This window comes from Kocuria sp. CCUG 69068 (genome assembly GCF_020833785.1).
Lineage (GTDB): Bacteria > Actinomycetota > Actinomycetes > Actinomycetales > Micrococcaceae > Kocuria > Kocuria rosea.
This window is the reverse complement of record NZ_PDDL01000016.1, coordinates 1-14,579: the sequence shown is the minus strand read 5'-3', so window position 1 is coordinate 14,579 and position 14,579 is coordinate 1. Positions and strand designations below refer to the sequence as shown.

Genomic DNA, 14,579 nt, shown 5'->3' with positions numbered 1-14,579 from the left:
CCCCTTAGGCTGGGGCACCCGTCGATAATGTGGAGAAGCGACGTAGCCCGGACCGAAGAATCCGACGGATCCGAGACTGGCTCGCGGGCCCTCAATTGGCAATCCGAGGGCAAGACCCCCGACCCCTCTCCGGTGAGCATCATCATCCCGGTGCTCTCGCTGGTCATCATGCCGGTGCTGGTCGCGGTCAAGAAGAAGGCCGGCACGGCCCTGGGGGACGACCTGATCCTGGCTGGTGCCGCCGAGACCGGGATTTGCGCGCTGCTGTCCGTCTCCACTCTGACTGGGCTGATCCTCTTCCCGCTGACCGGCGCGGCGTGGGTAGACCCGGTGGCCGGGCTTATCCTCTTCGCCTTCGCCCTCCCCGAGGGCAAGGAGTCCGGGGCGAGCTTGTCGAGAGCGACGACGAGGACGAGGACGAGGACTGATCGACATCCCGTTCCACCACGCTGGTCACGATCACCACGCAACGCTGAGGGGCCTTGTGTCTGGCAGGGCCCTCAGCTGTCCCCGGCGGGGTTGCGCATCCAGGACACAACACCCACTGCCTTACATGTGGTGGATTAGCGGTTGGGCTTCGCCGAGGCCCTGTGGAGCAGGCGAGCAGGGCAAGGGGTACTGCACCTGGGTGGGAGAGACGTGGATACGTCTACCACGATGGGTTTGATGGTTTTCACCGTCATGCTCCTCCAGCGCTGTCAGCACTGGCTCGACGAGACCGCCCAACGCGACCTCACAGCGCCTTGACGCCAATAGAGCATCCACTCTGCAGGGCGCAACCTCGCTGGATGCACGGAGGCATATCAATGCAAATAGGTACATATTGGGGGACGGCGCAACCCGGAAGTGGGGGCACACCGGGAGGCCCGTCGTTGCTAACGTGAATGTTGGCGGGTATTCGGGGGAATACGGGCTGGTGTCCCCGAATGCTGCGCCCACGGGATCGTGTCCCATGCGCCAATCAGGATCTGGGAGTCCCACGGCGGTGGGCGAACGTGCCGACCAACAATCGATGAGGCAGCAACTGCCGAGCCAGTGGGGGAACACATGCTTAAGTACCAGACTCAGACGGACAAGCGGGGCGAGATCGAGATCCCGGTCAGCGGCATCCGGGTGACACCGATGGACACCAATGAGCTGCACCGGTGGATTGCGGCCACCTGGGAGGAGCGGCGCAAGACCGTGATTCTCGGCCACAATCTGCACAGTCTCTACACGTGGGAGGTCAACCCGACGTTCCGCGCTTTCTACGACAAGGCCGACGTGGTGCTGACGGATGGCTTTCCCATCCTGAAAATGGCCAAGTGGTGCTCCGGGCGGCCGCTCAGCGCCAGGCGCCACCGTATCGGCACCATGGATTGGTTGCCCGGCCTGATCCGGAGCACCCCCGTGCGGCGCGTGGCCGTCATTGGCGCGAGCCCCGAAAGCAACGCCGCCACGGTTGCTCTCCTCCGTGCGGGGGACCCCGAGCGCACGGTCGAGGGCTGGCCCGGCGAAGGGTGGAACCTCGCACTCGAGGACCGCATCGTCGGAACCCTCCAGGAGTTCCGGCCGGACTTCGTCATCGTGGGCCTGGGGATGCCGCTGCAGGAGGAGTTCCTGAGCCGGCACTGGGAGGAGTTGCCCACGGCGATCTATGCGGCCGTCGGCGGGGTGATCGACCAGTACTCCGGGATCCAGAAATCGGCTCCGCGCTGGCTCGGGCCCCTGGGCCTGGAATGGGCCTACCGGCTGGCCACCCAGCCGCGGCGGCTGGGCCACCGGTACCTCGTCGAACCGTGGATCCTCGCCTATCTCCTGGCGGCCAAGGCTGTCCGGCAGGGCACCAGAGGGGCGGACGCCAGTTCCTGAGCCGGCCGTGAGCGGTGAGCGGAGACTGTCCGTCCCGGCCCACCGTCTCGTGTCGGAGTGCATCAACAACGCTGCGGGTCAGTGCAATTCGTCCGCGGACCGGAGCGGGACCCGGCTCCCGCTCCGGTCCGCGGCCGACGCCTCCAGGGCGTCCAGCATCGCGTCCTCCTCGTCCTCACAGGTGGGGCGGGAGCGCCGGCGCTGCGGCCGGGGGCGCATGAGCGACCTGAGGTGGGCGGGCATGTCGTCGGCCATCTCGAGCTGGCGGACGACGAGCTCCTCGTCGCCCTCGCCGATGTAGTTGCCGTCCTCGTCGTAGAACCGTGCGAGCCGGCGCTCCATCTCCTGGGCGAACTGGCGGTCCCAGGCGTCGTTGCGGGCCTGCTGGCGGGCGGCGTAGCCCCAGGCCACGAAGAACAGCGCCGCGAACGCGTACCACTGCAACGAGTAGGACAGGTGCGGCCCGGAGTCGGTCTCCGGCTCCGGAGCCGGCGCGGGGGCCGCCGCGGGGGCCGGGTCCTCGGCGAAGACCTCGCCGTAGGCCGCCGTCCCGTTCGGCCGGTCCCAGCGCTCGCGCAGCTCCTCGAGGTCGATCGAGGCGATCTGGCCCGCGGGGGCGCCGCGGCTGACGGCCGGCTCCCCGGGCTGGAGCCGGGCGGTGACCGTGACCCGGCCGGCGGGCGGGGTCGGCACCTCGTCCGGCATCCCGTTGGCCGCCTCGCCCGTGGGGATCCAGCCGCGGTCGAGGACCACGACGTCCCCGTCCTGCGTGCGGAACGGGACGAGGACCTCGTAGCCGACGCGGCCGTCCTGCGGCCTGTTGCGGACCAGCACCTGGTCCTGGGGCAGGTACTCGCCCGTGAGCTCGACCGGGCGCCAGGTGAGGGAAGGGTCGTGGGCGGCGAACTGCTCGACGGCGGCCGCACCGGCCAGGGGCTCGGCGCGGTAGTTCTGCGTGATCTTGGCGTTCTCACCGACCAGGTGGTCGTTGCGGTCCATCTGCCAGCCGCCCAGGTACACCGAGACCACGGCGGCGGCGCAGGCGAGGAGGAAGAAGCCCAGCCACTTGCCGCTGAGTAGGAAACGGTAGGTGCCCATGTCAGAGCCCACCATCGGCCCGGCAGCCCTGGCAGAAGAGTGGCGGGGAGCCCGGCCCCACCGGGAGGAGAGCTGCGGCGCCGCGCGGTGACAGCGATACGAGTAGGTCGAACTTCACAGCGGTCGTGCTCCTCAGAGTGCGCCGTCGGGCTGACCGGACGGTCGGCGGCGGCCCCAGGAGCACGGCTGTCGCCGCACTCCTGGGGCCTGTGCTGTAGAGCATCTGCCGGCCCGGCGTGGGGGAATCAGTTCTTGCGGCGGCGACGGGACATCAAGCCCAGTAGCCCGATCACGGCCAGGGCCAGCACCACCACGGTGGCGCCGACGGCCCATCCGGAGAAGCTTCCGGAATTCTCCTGTACGGCCGCGTCCTGGGCTTGGGCGGAGCTGTCCGAGCTGTCGGCGCCCTCACCGGTCGGGGTCTCGGTCGGGGTGGTGCTGAGGGTGGGGGCCGGGGTGGTGATGTCCACACTGTCACCCACCTCGTAGGTGTAGGTGCCTTCGATGGGGTGGCCGTCGCTGGAGACCACCCGCCAGACCACCTGGTAGGTCCCTTCCTCGGACCCGGTCTCGGCCAGGGGCTGGATCACTTGGGAACCGTCGCGCTCGAGCGGGCCCTCGGTCACGGACTGCCCGTCGGGGCCGGTCACGAGCACCTGGTGGCCGATGTCCATGATCTCCCCGCTGTAGGAGAGCTCGATTTGTTCGGGGGCGGTCTCCAGCACCGCATCCTGTTCGGGGGAGGTGCTCAGCACCTCGTCATGGGCGGCGGCGGGGGCCAGTCCCAGGGCGGTCAGGGCGCCTACCGCGCTCACAGTGGCGGCGGTACGGCGCAGAGCAGAAGTCATGGTCAGCATGGCAGAGGGGTCCCTTCGAGGGGCAATGAGTGAGTGGGTCAGACAGGGCCGCCGAGCCGATGATCGGAGGCGGCCGTGAGGGAGTCGTCGAGTCTGCTGTCCGAATCCACGACCACCACCGGCCCCAACAGGGGTGGTGTTCAGCCGGCGGGCGACCGGGCGGGCCCGGTCGGGAGCGGAAGATTCCGACGACGAGCTGTCGGTGGTCCGCGGTAGGAGCGCACCGGTTGCAGCAGCGACTGATCCGTCAGTGCGTGCGGGCGCCCCTGCGGAACAGGTCGGGGCCGGTGCACCACGACCGGGGCGGACAGGACCCGCCACAGCCGGCGGACGCGCAGTCGCAGGGCGTCGAGCAGGTCCACGAGGGCCACTTCGCCGTGGCGCAGGAACGCGTAGGTGGCCGCGGCGGCCAGCACGTGGAAGACCAGCATGCCGGTGCCACCGTGCACCGCGTGAGCCTGGGCCTGGAGCACCAGGGCCGGCCCGGTGGGCGGTGAGCTCAGCGCCGCGTGGTGGGTGGCGTCGACCACGGTCGTCACGGATCCGGCGACGGTGAAGAGCAGGTGGAAGACGCCCTGGCTGACCAGCACGCCGGTAAGCAATAAGGAGCGGGAGAGGACCCGGCCGGCCAGAGCCATGCACACCGGCCCGGACAGCGCCAGGGACAGCAACACCAACAACACCGGAGGGACCTGACCGCCGGCGGCCACGTGGGAGGCGGCGGCGAAGGCCGTGGCCATCCCGGCTCCGGCCCACCCGCGGGCAAGACGGTGCGCCCGTGCGTTCACGCCTCCACCCCTCTCAGTTCATCAGCCGCTCGAGGCGGCGATCCCATTATGTGCGGGCCCTCGAGAGCCCCACCACATCGACAGGCCCTGGCGGCAGGTGCCGGTCGGGTCGACACCGCGGTGCGTCGTGTGTCCTCTGTTGTCAGGTCGCCGTGAAGGTCACGGCTTCCATACGTGGTCCTGGCTCAGGGGCGCCTCGTGGACTCGTCCCGCTCGGCGAGCCCGGCCATCATCGCGTTGTAGGCCTTGAGCTCGGCGTCGTCGGTGCGGTCCGCCTGGCGGTCCACGCGACGGTTTTCCTTCTTGCCTTCGATCGCCCACATGATCGCCACGACCACGGCGACGACGACGGTGGGGAACTCTCCGATCCCCCACATCAGGGCCCCGCCGAACTGCTGGTCCTCGATCGGGCTACGGCCCCAATCCCGGCCCATGTTCGCGAACCACCACGCCTGCAGCAGGGTGTCGGAGCCCATCAGGGCCACCCCGACGAAGGCGTGGTAGACCATCGTGGCCAGCAGCAGAATCAGGCGCATCATGTGGCCGGGACGGTGCGGGATCGGGTCGATGCCGATCAGCACGAGCATGAACAGGTACCCGGTGATCAAGAAGTGGGTGATCATGAACACGTGCCCCACGTGGTACTGCAGGGTGAATCCGAACAGTGGGGTGAAGTAGAAGATCACGATCGAGGCCGCGAAGTTCACCCCGGCGACGATCGGGTGCGTCACGATCTTGGAGAACGGGGAGTGCACCAGGGCCAGGATCCACTCGCGCGGCCCGCGGGTACCGTCCTGGCGGGGCTCCAGGGCCTTGAGCACCAGCGTCACCGGCGCCCCCAGGACCAGGAAGATCGGCACCACCATCGTCAACATCATGTGCTCGACCATGTGCGCGGAGAACAACACCAGCCCGTAGACGGCGACCCCACCGGAGGTGACGTAGAACAGCACCGCCAGCCCGGTCAACCAGGAGAGGCTGCGCAGCACCGACCAGGAGTCCCCGCGCCGGCGGACCTGCACGAACGCCCACAGGTAGAGGGCGGCGAGGAAGACCACCACCGCCAACCAGAGCGGGTCCACCCGCCAGGTGGTGAACCAGGAGGCGGCGGTGGGCTGGGGAGGCAGTGGGTACCAGGTGAGGATCTCGGCCGGGGTGGCATCCGGGGCGATCTCCTCGGGCACCGGTGGGGCGGTGCGCGACAGGGCCACGGCCACGCCCATGACCGCACCCATGACCAGCACCTCCCCGGCCACCAGCTGCCACACGGCACGCGTCGCGGTGAGACGGCCCGCCTCCAGGGCCGGAATCAGCCACCGGCGGTGAGCCACCCCCGCCAAACCCAGCCCCAGGGTCAGGGCGGCCTTGAGCAGCACCAGCTGCCCGTAAGGACTGAACAGCTGTTCCCAGGATCCGATGCGCACCGCCGCATTGATGGTCCCGGAAAGAAACACCAAGAAGAAGGCACCGAAGGCCACCGTGGAGAAGCGCCGCAGCACCACGGCGGCTATCGGCACCTGAGGCCGCACACCAGCGCCGCGGCCGGCCCCTGCCGGCAGGCTGCCGGTGCCGGCAGCCGATCCGCTCAGCTGCGGGGAGAGCCAGGCGAGCACCACCAGCCCACCGGTCCACAGACACACGCCCAGCAGGTGCAGGCCCAAGGAGTTCACCGCACCCATATGGTCCGTGCCTCCGGAGGAGTGACCGGTCAGGGCCATCGCCACCAAAGCCGTGCACGCCAGGCCGAAGGTGAGCAACAGCCCCATCAGGGCCCGGACGCCGAAGACCAGGGTGGTGACCACGGCAGCGACCACCACGGTCGCCGCCTGCGCCTGCCCCAGGGAAAGATCCGTGGCGTAGTACAACAGCTGCTGCGCATAGGCCTCGTCCCCGCCCACCGGCACCCCCGCCACATCGGAATAAGACAGCACCAGCACCACCACGGCAGCCACCGTCCACACCACCGACGCCACCTCGGCCAGACCCATCGTGGCCGTGAACAGGGGGTGCTCCGCCTCCTGGCCACCGTTGCGCCCGTCTGCGCGGCGGCGGAACCCACCACGTGTTTTCGGCACGACCCCCAGAGCGAAGAGCAGGGAACCCAGCACCACGACCAAGGCGCTGTTGTGCACCACCTCGACCACGGGCAGACCCCAGCGCACCAACGCCCCCGGATCCGCCGCCAGACGAGCGGCCCCCGAGCCGCTGTAGACCATCGCCAGAATCAACACCACCAAGGCCACCACCACGGCAACAACGAGCTGCCACGGCCTCACCCCGGGACCGCCCAGCCTGCCCAGCCCGGGGTGCGCCTGCCCGGTGTGCTCGGGCGTTCTCGTACTCATGAGCTGATCTCCTTCACCCGCCGCTGCAGAAGGGGAGGCGGGTTGCCTCCATTGTCCCTGCCGGGCACCCCACCCAGCCCCACAGGATCGGCCCCGCCCCTCAGCAGGTCTCAGCGACGGCCTTCTGGGCTGCGCCGGGAATCTCACCGCCTCATACGCGGCCTCTGGGTGGCTCGGGGGCCAGTGGGTGGCCAGCAACTTTTCCAGGTACTGGATCTCGGGCGGCTGGCTGGTGACGATCGACTACGCCAAGGACGTCACGGCTGGATCCTCCGTGCACCCCGGGATGGCGGCAGCCCCGCTGGGGCCGGCCTGGTGGCGGGGGGTCATCAGCTACAGGTCCCGTCTTCCGGCCTCTGCCCTCTCAGCGTTCTCGAGGCTGGCGAGCTGCCCAGCATCGCCGCAACTTTTGGTGGGGCAGCCAGGATGGACCTGCGCGGCCCACCGTGGCCGTCGTCCTCGTTCATTCATGCCAGGACCGGCTGGGTCGAGACCGAGGGTCATCCCCACACCGAAAGCCACCCGCCCGTGGGCCTGGCCTGTTGTTGGCGGGTGTCGGCCATAACGGACTGGACACGCAAGAAGGGCGTGCCCATCCACGAAAGGATGGTTCACGCCCTCAGCCCCGGAGCTCTCCGCCGCGCACAGTCTGCACTGCGCACAGCGGTTTCCGCAGTGCCCCCGAGCTCCTGACATCGCCCCAGGCGGGGAGCAATGTCCATCTAGATACTTCCCGGTCCTTGGCGGGACCAACGCCAGTCTTGCCCTCTTATTTTACTTCTCCCTTGGGGTTGACCCCGTTTCGTGGACATCGAGTTATGCGGCTTCTGCCGCGGGGTTCATGAGCTGGTGCTCGAAGGCTACCGGGCTGAGCATGCCCAGTGACGAGTGCCGTCGGGTCCGGTTGTAGGTAGCCTCGATCCAGGCGCCGACGCCGCGCTTGGCGGCGGCCTTGGTCGTGAATCTCCGCCGGTGGTAGTACTCGGTCTTCAACGTCGACCAGAACGATTCGATCTGCGCGTTGTCCCAGCACACCCCGGTCCGCCCGACCGAGATCCTGACGTCCAGCTCGGCGGCGACCTCGGCCAGCCGGGCGGAGGTGTACTGGCAGCCGCGATCGGCGTGGAAGATCACTCCGGTGGTGTCACACCGGCGCAGGGTCACTGCCCGGCGCAGCGCGGTCTCGACCAGCTCAGTGCGCAGGTGGTCATCGACCGCCCAGCCCAGCACCCGCCGCGAGCAGCCGTCGCGGACCGCACACAAGTACAGCCATCCCTGATCGGTGGGCAAATAGGTGATGTCCGAGGTCCACACCGCATCGAGGCGGCCGCGATCGAAGTCGCGCTCCACCAGATCGGGGATCGTGTGCGCGGACTCGTCTGCGACCGTGGTCACCGGGTGCCAGGTGGCCGGGCTGATGCCGGCGATGCCGTGGGCGCGCATGAGTTTCGCGACCGTCTTGCGCGAGACCACCTCCCCGACAGCGCGCAGGTCGGCCAGGATCCGCGGCGCACCGTTGACCCCGTCGGAGGCCGTGTGGGCGGCCAGCACCTTCTGGCCCAGCTGGGCCCGTCGCACAGCCGAGGGACCCGGCGGCCCCTCGCGACGTGCCAGCCAGGCGTAGTAGCCCGACCGGGACACCTCGAGCAGCTCGGCCATGCGGGTGATCTCGTAGTCGGCCTTCTCCGCGTCGATGAGCTCGAACATCCTCACCGGTTCTGGTTCTCGGTCGCGAAGAAGGCGGCTGCTTTTTTCAGGAACTCCCGGTCCATCCGCAGCTCGGCCACCTCACGGCGCAACCGCTCCAGCTCTGCCCGCTCATCGGTATCCAGTGCTGAGGGCGGGTCGTCCATCTTGGCCCTCTCGATCGCGACCCAACGACCCAGCAGAGCTTCTCCGACACCGATCTCCTTCGCCACGTGGACGATCGGGCGCCCGGTGTCGATCACCAGATGCGCGGCATCACGCCGGTACGCGGGCGTGTACCTCTTCCGTTTGGCTCCCACAGGAACATCCTCCCTGGCAGGCACCAGGCCTGACCATCAAGGACGTCCACCGAAGGGGGTCAACCTCACCCTCCTGATCGCGAGCTAGGGTCAAGCCCCTAACGGTTTGAACCAGCTCGTTCTAGACCCGACAAAGATTGGTGTCACCCGGGTCTTCCGAGCTCAAGGGGACTCGCATGACTCGGCAGGACGTCCTGCGCCAGCGTCAGGCCACCCACCGCCTGCCGGTGCTGCGCCAGGGGGAGGTCTGGGCGGACGGAGTTCTGGACAACTCCACACCGGACCCACGGGTCTCACACCGCGTCGACAACCTGGTGGGTCAGTAAGTTTCGTCGCGCCGTACGGCAGGCCTTCGGATTGGCTCGTGTGCACCCCTGGGTGTACCGGGGAAATCAACCTCCGGGTGGACGTTGCGCAACGACCTGGCCGACATGCTTTAGATGTCGGCCCACCAAGAATTAGCCCCCACATCGGGGGCAGGGACTCTGGCACACTCAATCCCCGCATCTCGCCAGGAGATCAAAATGTCTTCCACTCCCGCATCGTCCACGCCTACCGCCAATCTCAACAGCCGGCGTTACTTCTCCAAGGCTATTTTGTCCATGGCCTCGCTCACCTTGGCCGCAGGCGGCCTCGCCACCCTCGGTGCACCGGCCCAAGCCGCGCTCACGCCGACCACCCAGGTGCCATCCGCCGCGGTGGAGACCCAGGGTCAACAGCAGCAGAAGGGCTGTGAGGTGGATGCTTACAAGCCGCATTACAAGAAGTATCAGGGGAAGCATTACGCCGCGTTCCCCTTCAAGGTGAAGTGCGACAAGGGCTACACCAAGGTGCAGGTGAAGCAGTACTACTACGCCGAGGACAAGCACGGTAATTCCCACGAGCACGGCAGCGACTACTACCAGTACAGCTTCAACCACCACGGCGGTGAAACCTGGGGCGGGGGACACTGGCGCCACGTCAATCACCACCAGGACAAGAAGGTGTACCACGTGGTCAAGTACCGCTACTGGGACGGTCACGGCTGGTCGGACTGGTACAAGGATGTGAGCCACAAGACCAGCCTCGGGCACTGATCGGGCTCTGGTGGGGGCCAGCCGGCTCGCGGCTGGCCCTCACTCTTCGACCGCGGCGAGGGCCTTCTCCGCACACCGCCGTAGCGGATCACGGCGCCCCGCAGCATCCCGTCTTGCACCACTCGCGAAAACTAGTTCTGGGGCGACGGAACCATGACTGAACCGTCCCGGTCTCGGGGGTCGAACTCCGTGGGCAGCGGCACGGTTCCGTCCCCCCACGTAGAGGGTGTCCTTCGCGCCGTCGCGAAGATGAAGGGAGGGAAGCTTCCCCGTTACGGGTGAGGGCTGAAGCCCACGAGATGGAGGGGCAGGAGGGGGTCACCCCGCCGGGCCCCTCTGCACAGCCGGTCCCCAAGGACCAGGCCGTCCTGGGCGAGGTGCTAGATCAGGTACTCCACTCTGCCAACCACGGATGCCGGGGGGTGACCATCGCCTGTGCCACGGAGCACACGGTTGGACTGTCCGATCAGCCCAGGAGCCTCAGCATGCACTGGGTCTGCGCCCCGTGATGGCAGACCAGCCGGTCCACCGGATCGCTGTCATGAGAGAATTGGAACATGTCCTACCCTGCGACGCTCGGCGCCTTCCCGCCCAATGAATCCCGCGGCGCCCAGGGGACGTCGCCGGACAGACTTGTCGAGGACCCTCCCGCGAAGGTCGACCCGAAAACGGTCTTGTACGAGGAGAGATTATCTGCCGCGTGGTGGATGTGGTTGCTCGTGCTCTTCGCGGGTCTGGTGGGTCTGATCGCCCTGGCTCCGATCAACATGTGGGTCGGGGCGGCGGTGGGGGCTGTGGTCGCCGGCGGCACTGCCGTGGCATTGATTGCCTCGAGCACCGGAATCGTGATCACCGGGGAGTCGTTGCAAGTGGGGCGCGCTCGTATTGAGCGCCGATTCGTGGGTGAGGCTGAAGCGTTTCGCGGCAGCGCCGTCCAAAGAGTGCGCGGCCCTGAACTGGACGCCCGCGCTTACATGAACTTCCGCGTTTCCGTGGGCCCGGTGGTGCGCATCCAGATCACCGATCCCGTGGACCCCACCCCGTATTGGTTGACCTCAACCCGTCACCCGGAGCGCATGGTCGAGGTTCTCTCCGCCGGCTGAGCGCGGCGCCCACCGGGGCATTCCCCGGTGGGCGCAGCTTTCAGAGGCTCCGGTGAGTCTTGAGGGTGGGTGTCACCCAGATGGCTTCGGCTTCCGTCGGTGCCAGCTCGATCGCGGTGTGGTGATACCCCGGTACACCGGTCGTTCCGCTGGCTTCCTGAGCGATGACACGAAAAGCCCCACCCGGCACGAGGCCGCAGTCGCGGAACCGGGTGAGGCGGTGTGGGTCGGCATCGGAAAGACGAATGATCTCGTATCGTCCCGGCTTCGCCTCGGTGAGTCGGGTGGTATTGAGCGGGCGGCGGGTGCGTCCCTGCGCGGTGGGGATCGGGTCCCCGTGTGGATCCACCGTGGGGCGACCCAGCCGGGCGTCGATGCGTTCGATCATGGCGTCGGAGGCGGCGTGCTCAAGACGTTCGGCCTCATCATGAACCTCCTCCCACGGATACCCCAGCGTGGTGGCCAGGAAGGTCTCCAGCAGCCGGTGCCGGCGCACCATCGCCACCGCGTACGCACGCCCCTGAGGGGTGAGGGTGACGGGCTTGTAGGGCTGGTACTCGACGAGCCCCTGGCCGGCCAATCGCTTGACCGTGTCGGTGACGTTGGGGGCAGAGGTCCCCATCCGTGCCGCCAAGGCTGTGGTGGTGATCGGCGGGTCGCCCCATTCGGTGGCCGACCAGATCGCCTTGAGATAGTCCTGGGCGACCGGGGTGATCTCACTCAAGTCCATAGGACCCACGCTACCGAGTGCCGCACCGCAGCTGCCGGGCCCATTCAATCGGCTCCGGCGACGGTCAGGATGATCAGCGCCACGTTCAACGACACGATCAGGGCCACCACCACCCAGGCGGCGACGGTCAGAGCCACCTTGTTCACGAAGACCCCCATCAGGGCGCGGCTGCTGCTCAGCCGCACTAACGGGATCAGAGCGAAAGGGATGCCCAGGCTCAGCAGCACCTGGGACAGCACCAGCGCCCAGGTCGGATCCACTCCGACCGCGATGATGACCAAGGCGGGGATCAAGGTGATCAGCCGACGGACGAACACCGGGATGCGCAGGTGCAGCAAACCGCCCATGATTGCCGACCCGGCGTAGGAGCCCACCGAGGTCGAGGCCAGCCCGGAGGCCAGCAACCCGATGCCGAAGGCGATCCCGACGGCCGGACCGAGGGCGGCGGTGATCGCCGCATGGGCTCCTTCGATGCTGTCGGTACCGGGCACCCCGGCGAGGTTGCCCGCGGCCAGTAACAGCATCGCGATGTTCACCGACCCGGCCACGAGCAGGGACAGCAGCACGTCCCACCGGGTGGCGCTCAGCAGCCGCGGCAAGGCCTCGGTGGGCACTGAGCGCCCGTGGCGATCGCGCGCCAGGGCGGAGTGGGCGTAGATGGCGTGGGGCATCACCGTGGCCCCGAGCATGCTCGCGGCCAGCAGCACCGTCGGGGTGCCCTCGAACCGCGGCACGATCCCGGCGACGGCCTCACCCCAGGACACGGGGCCGAAAAACAGGCCGGTGACGAAACCCGCGGTGACGATCGCCAGCAATCCGGTCACGACGAACTCGAAGAACCGGGGGCCGCGGTGGGTCTGGAGGACCAGCAGCAGCATCGAGATCACCCCGACGATCACGCCCCCGGCCAGCAGAGGGATCCCGAAGAGAATGTGCAGGGCGATCGCCCCACCGATCACCTCGGCCAGATCCGTGGCCGCGGCCACCAGCTCGGCCTGGACCCAGTACCCCAGTCGCCGGCCCCGGGGCAGACGGTCACCCAGCAACTCGGGCAGACTCGATCCGGTGACCAGCCCGACCTTGGCCGAAAGGTACTGGATGAGGACCGCCATGGCATTGGCGGCCACCAGCACCCACACCAGCAGATATCCGTACTGGGCGCCGGCAGTGAGATTCGCCGCGACGTTGCCCGGATCCACGTAGGCCACGGCGGCCACAAAAGCCGGGCCCAGTAACCACGGCAGCGGCTGCCGGCGCACCCACCGCTCCCCGGGGGAAGAGGCGGCAGCGCCCGTGGAGCCGGTGCGCCCCGTCCCGATCCTCATAGAAAGTTAACCTATACGAACTTTTCGCTGCGGGGAACCGGAAGCCTGACTGCCGGGCACGCTCATGATTTCCCGGGCTTCGCCTCCACGAAAGGTGGATGGCATCGACGGCCGATCACAGTGGCGCGGAACGTCAGAGGTGCGGGCTTCCCGGGCGGGTGAACTGCCGGCCAGTGGCAGTGGCACGACACGCTCAGGATCTCGGCTTACCCGGGGTTGCGCGGCGGAGCCGGCCGAGGCCGGGCACGAACCGGCCGGTGGCTGCGGCATAGGAGGCGTATACCTGTCGGTGGGTGCGCAGCAGGTAAGGCTCTTCGACGAGACGGACCTGTAGCTCGACGGCCACCAGCAGGCACAGCAGGGCTGCTGCACTGACCGCGGTGGGCACCAGAAGGGCCAGGCCGGCCATGGTGGTGAGCATCGCCGTGAAAATAGGGTTGCGCACCACGGCGAAAGCCCCGGTGGTGACCAGTTCTGTCCGTTCGGTGGCGTCGACGCCCACCCGCCAGGAGGCGCCCATGCCGGCCTGGGCGGCCAGTACACCGAAGAACCCCACGATGGTGATGAACGCCCCGGCCCAGGTGAAAGCCGCTGGTAGTCGGGGCGCGGCCACGGCGCCGGTGAGGGCGAGGACAGGCCCTGCTGCGCCGAGGACCAGAGCGATCGCGAAAAGTATTCCGCCCCACCACTCAGCAGAGCCAGGCGCCCCGCTCAACCCGCGGAAACCGGTGGACCCGGTGCGGCGCCGATGGATCCACGACCGCGCACCGAAGGCCACCGCCAGGCCGGCCAGATACAGGCTCAGCGCCAGAGCCGCGGCCATCATAGTCCTCCTCGATCAGGCTCATTCCAGCCCCCGGGCTGGCCCTGGCGGGGCGTGGAGGCATACTCAAACCACCCCCTAACAGTACACGGAAACCTGTACTTTTAGGGGGGAAGCGTGGTGACCCTTGCCCACATCTCGCCCCTGTCCCGGTGTGCCGTAGCGCAACTTCACCACCGGCGTTGGGCAGATGTCCCTGGATGAGTGGCGCCCGGTTCGTTTCGCCGTCGACCAGTAGAACTCGGCCGGGAGGTGAAGCGGACATGCCATCTCCCTTTTTCGGAGAAGCCCCGTGGTGTGTCGGCGACCAGCAGGAGCCTCGTCCCTTTTCGGTTGCAGGGCCAATCCGCCCCTCCCGTGCCGCAGCACTACGAGGGTTTCCCTGGCCGTCACCGCACCGATGAAGATCCTGGCAGCGAGAAAATTATTCCTTCCGCGTGGCGATGGCGGCGTCGTCGACCGGGGACTGCTGCGGGGACTCCGCGGCCAGCTCCGGGTGGTGCAGGTCCAGCGCCGGCCGCTCGGAGCGGATGCGCGGCAGCGAGGTGAAGTTGTGCCGCGGCGGCGGGCAGGACGT

13 protein-coding genes are annotated in these 14,579 nt (G+C 68.1%); 5 read left to right on the top strand and 8 right to left on the bottom strand.

Annotation, left to right across the window (positions count from 1 at the left end):
- Positions 1-132 precede the first annotated feature (132 nt).
- Together CRM73_RS05130 and CRM73_RS05125 are read left to right on the top strand one after the other, a co-directional pair.
- Positions 133-567, top strand: coding sequence for a hypothetical protein (locus CRM73_RS05130; protein ID WP_062737382.1), 435 nt, complete (start codon positions 133-135; stop codon positions 565-567).
- A gap of 480 nt (positions 568-1,047) precedes the next feature.
- Positions 1,048-1,851, top strand: a complete 804-nt coding sequence (locus tag CRM73_RS05125; RefSeq protein ID WP_062737381.1) for a WecB/TagA/CpsF family glycosyltransferase — start codon at positions 1,048-1,050, stop codon at positions 1,849-1,851.
- A 78-nt stretch (positions 1,852-1,929) separates the two neighbouring features.
- Here CRM73_RS05125 and CRM73_RS05120 read toward each other — a convergent pair whose 3' ends face one another.
- From CRM73_RS05120 to CRM73_RS05100, 5 genes are all read right to left on the bottom strand, one after another.
- Positions 1,930-2,949 carry an SURF1 family protein gene (locus CRM73_RS05120; RefSeq protein ID WP_062737380.1) on the bottom strand — a complete coding sequence of 340 codons (1,020 nt, stop codon included), beginning with the start codon at positions 2,947-2,949 and terminating at the stop codon, positions 1,930-1,932.
- A 245-nt stretch (positions 2,950-3,194) separates the two neighbouring features.
- Complete coding sequence (locus tag CRM73_RS05115; protein ID WP_158279242.1) at positions 3,195-3,797, bottom strand: copper resistance protein CopC; 603 nt, start codon at positions 3,795-3,797, stop codon at positions 3,195-3,197.
- A gap of 149 nt (positions 3,798-3,946) precedes the next feature.
- Positions 3,947-4,546, bottom strand: coding sequence for a hypothetical protein (locus CRM73_RS05110; RefSeq protein ID WP_217905969.1), 600 nt, complete (start codon positions 4,544-4,546; stop codon positions 3,947-3,949).
- 233 nt (positions 4,547-4,779) lie between these two features.
- Positions 4,780-6,939: a cytochrome c oxidase assembly protein gene (locus CRM73_RS05105; RefSeq protein WP_062737377.1), complete on the bottom strand. Its 2,160-nt coding sequence runs from the start codon at positions 6,937-6,939 to the stop codon at positions 4,780-4,782.
- Between the two features lie 816 nt (positions 6,940-7,755).
- Positions 7,756-8,945 (bottom strand): IS3 family transposase gene (locus CRM73_RS05100; protein WP_136341198.1). Its coding sequence is split into 2 segments (ribosomal slippage): positions 7,756-8,693 and positions 8,693-8,945, totalling 1,191 coding nucleotides; the frame shifts between segments, so codons are not numbered across the junction.
- A gap of 176 nt (positions 8,946-9,121) precedes the next feature.
- On the opposite strand from CRM73_RS05100, the gene CRM73_RS05095 reads away from it, so the two are divergent.
- From CRM73_RS05095 to CRM73_RS05085, 3 genes are all read left to right on the top strand, one after another.
- A complete protein-coding gene (locus tag CRM73_RS05095) occupies positions 9,122-9,271 on the top strand; it encodes a hypothetical protein (protein WP_154676743.1) in 150 nt (49 codons plus the stop codon).
- Positions 9,272-9,469: 198 nt separating this feature from the next.
- The gene (locus CRM73_RS05090; RefSeq protein ID WP_109222870.1) at positions 9,470-10,021 is read left to right on the top strand and encodes a hypothetical protein; all 552 of its coding nucleotides are present in this window, start codon (positions 9,470-9,472) and stop codon (positions 10,019-10,021) included.
- A 557-nt stretch (positions 10,022-10,578) separates the two neighbouring features.
- A complete protein-coding gene (locus CRM73_RS05085; RefSeq protein ID WP_084271834.1) occupies positions 10,579-11,124 on the top strand; it encodes a DUF3093 domain-containing protein in 546 nt (181 codons plus the stop codon).
- Between the two features lie 40 nt (positions 11,125-11,164).
- Here the strand turns inward: CRM73_RS05085 and CRM73_RS05080 are convergent, their stop codons facing one another.
- The 3 genes from CRM73_RS05080 to CRM73_RS05070 form a co-directional block, all read right to left on the bottom strand.
- On the bottom strand, positions 11,165-11,854 hold the full coding sequence (locus tag CRM73_RS05080) for a metal-dependent transcriptional regulator (RefSeq protein ID WP_062737372.1): 690 nt from the start codon (positions 11,852-11,854) through the stop codon (positions 11,165-11,167).
- A gap of 44 nt (positions 11,855-11,898) precedes the next feature.
- Positions 11,899-13,179 (bottom strand): Nramp family divalent metal transporter, encoded by a 1,281-nt coding sequence (locus tag CRM73_RS05075; protein WP_186374934.1) that lies wholly within the window; start codon positions 13,177-13,179, stop codon positions 11,899-11,901.
- Between the two features lie 193 nt (positions 13,180-13,372).
- Positions 13,373-14,005, bottom strand: a complete 633-nt coding sequence (locus CRM73_RS05070) for an isoprenylcysteine carboxylmethyltransferase family protein (protein ID WP_062737370.1) — start codon at positions 14,003-14,005, stop codon at positions 13,373-13,375.
- Positions 14,006-14,579 lie beyond the last annotated feature (574 nt).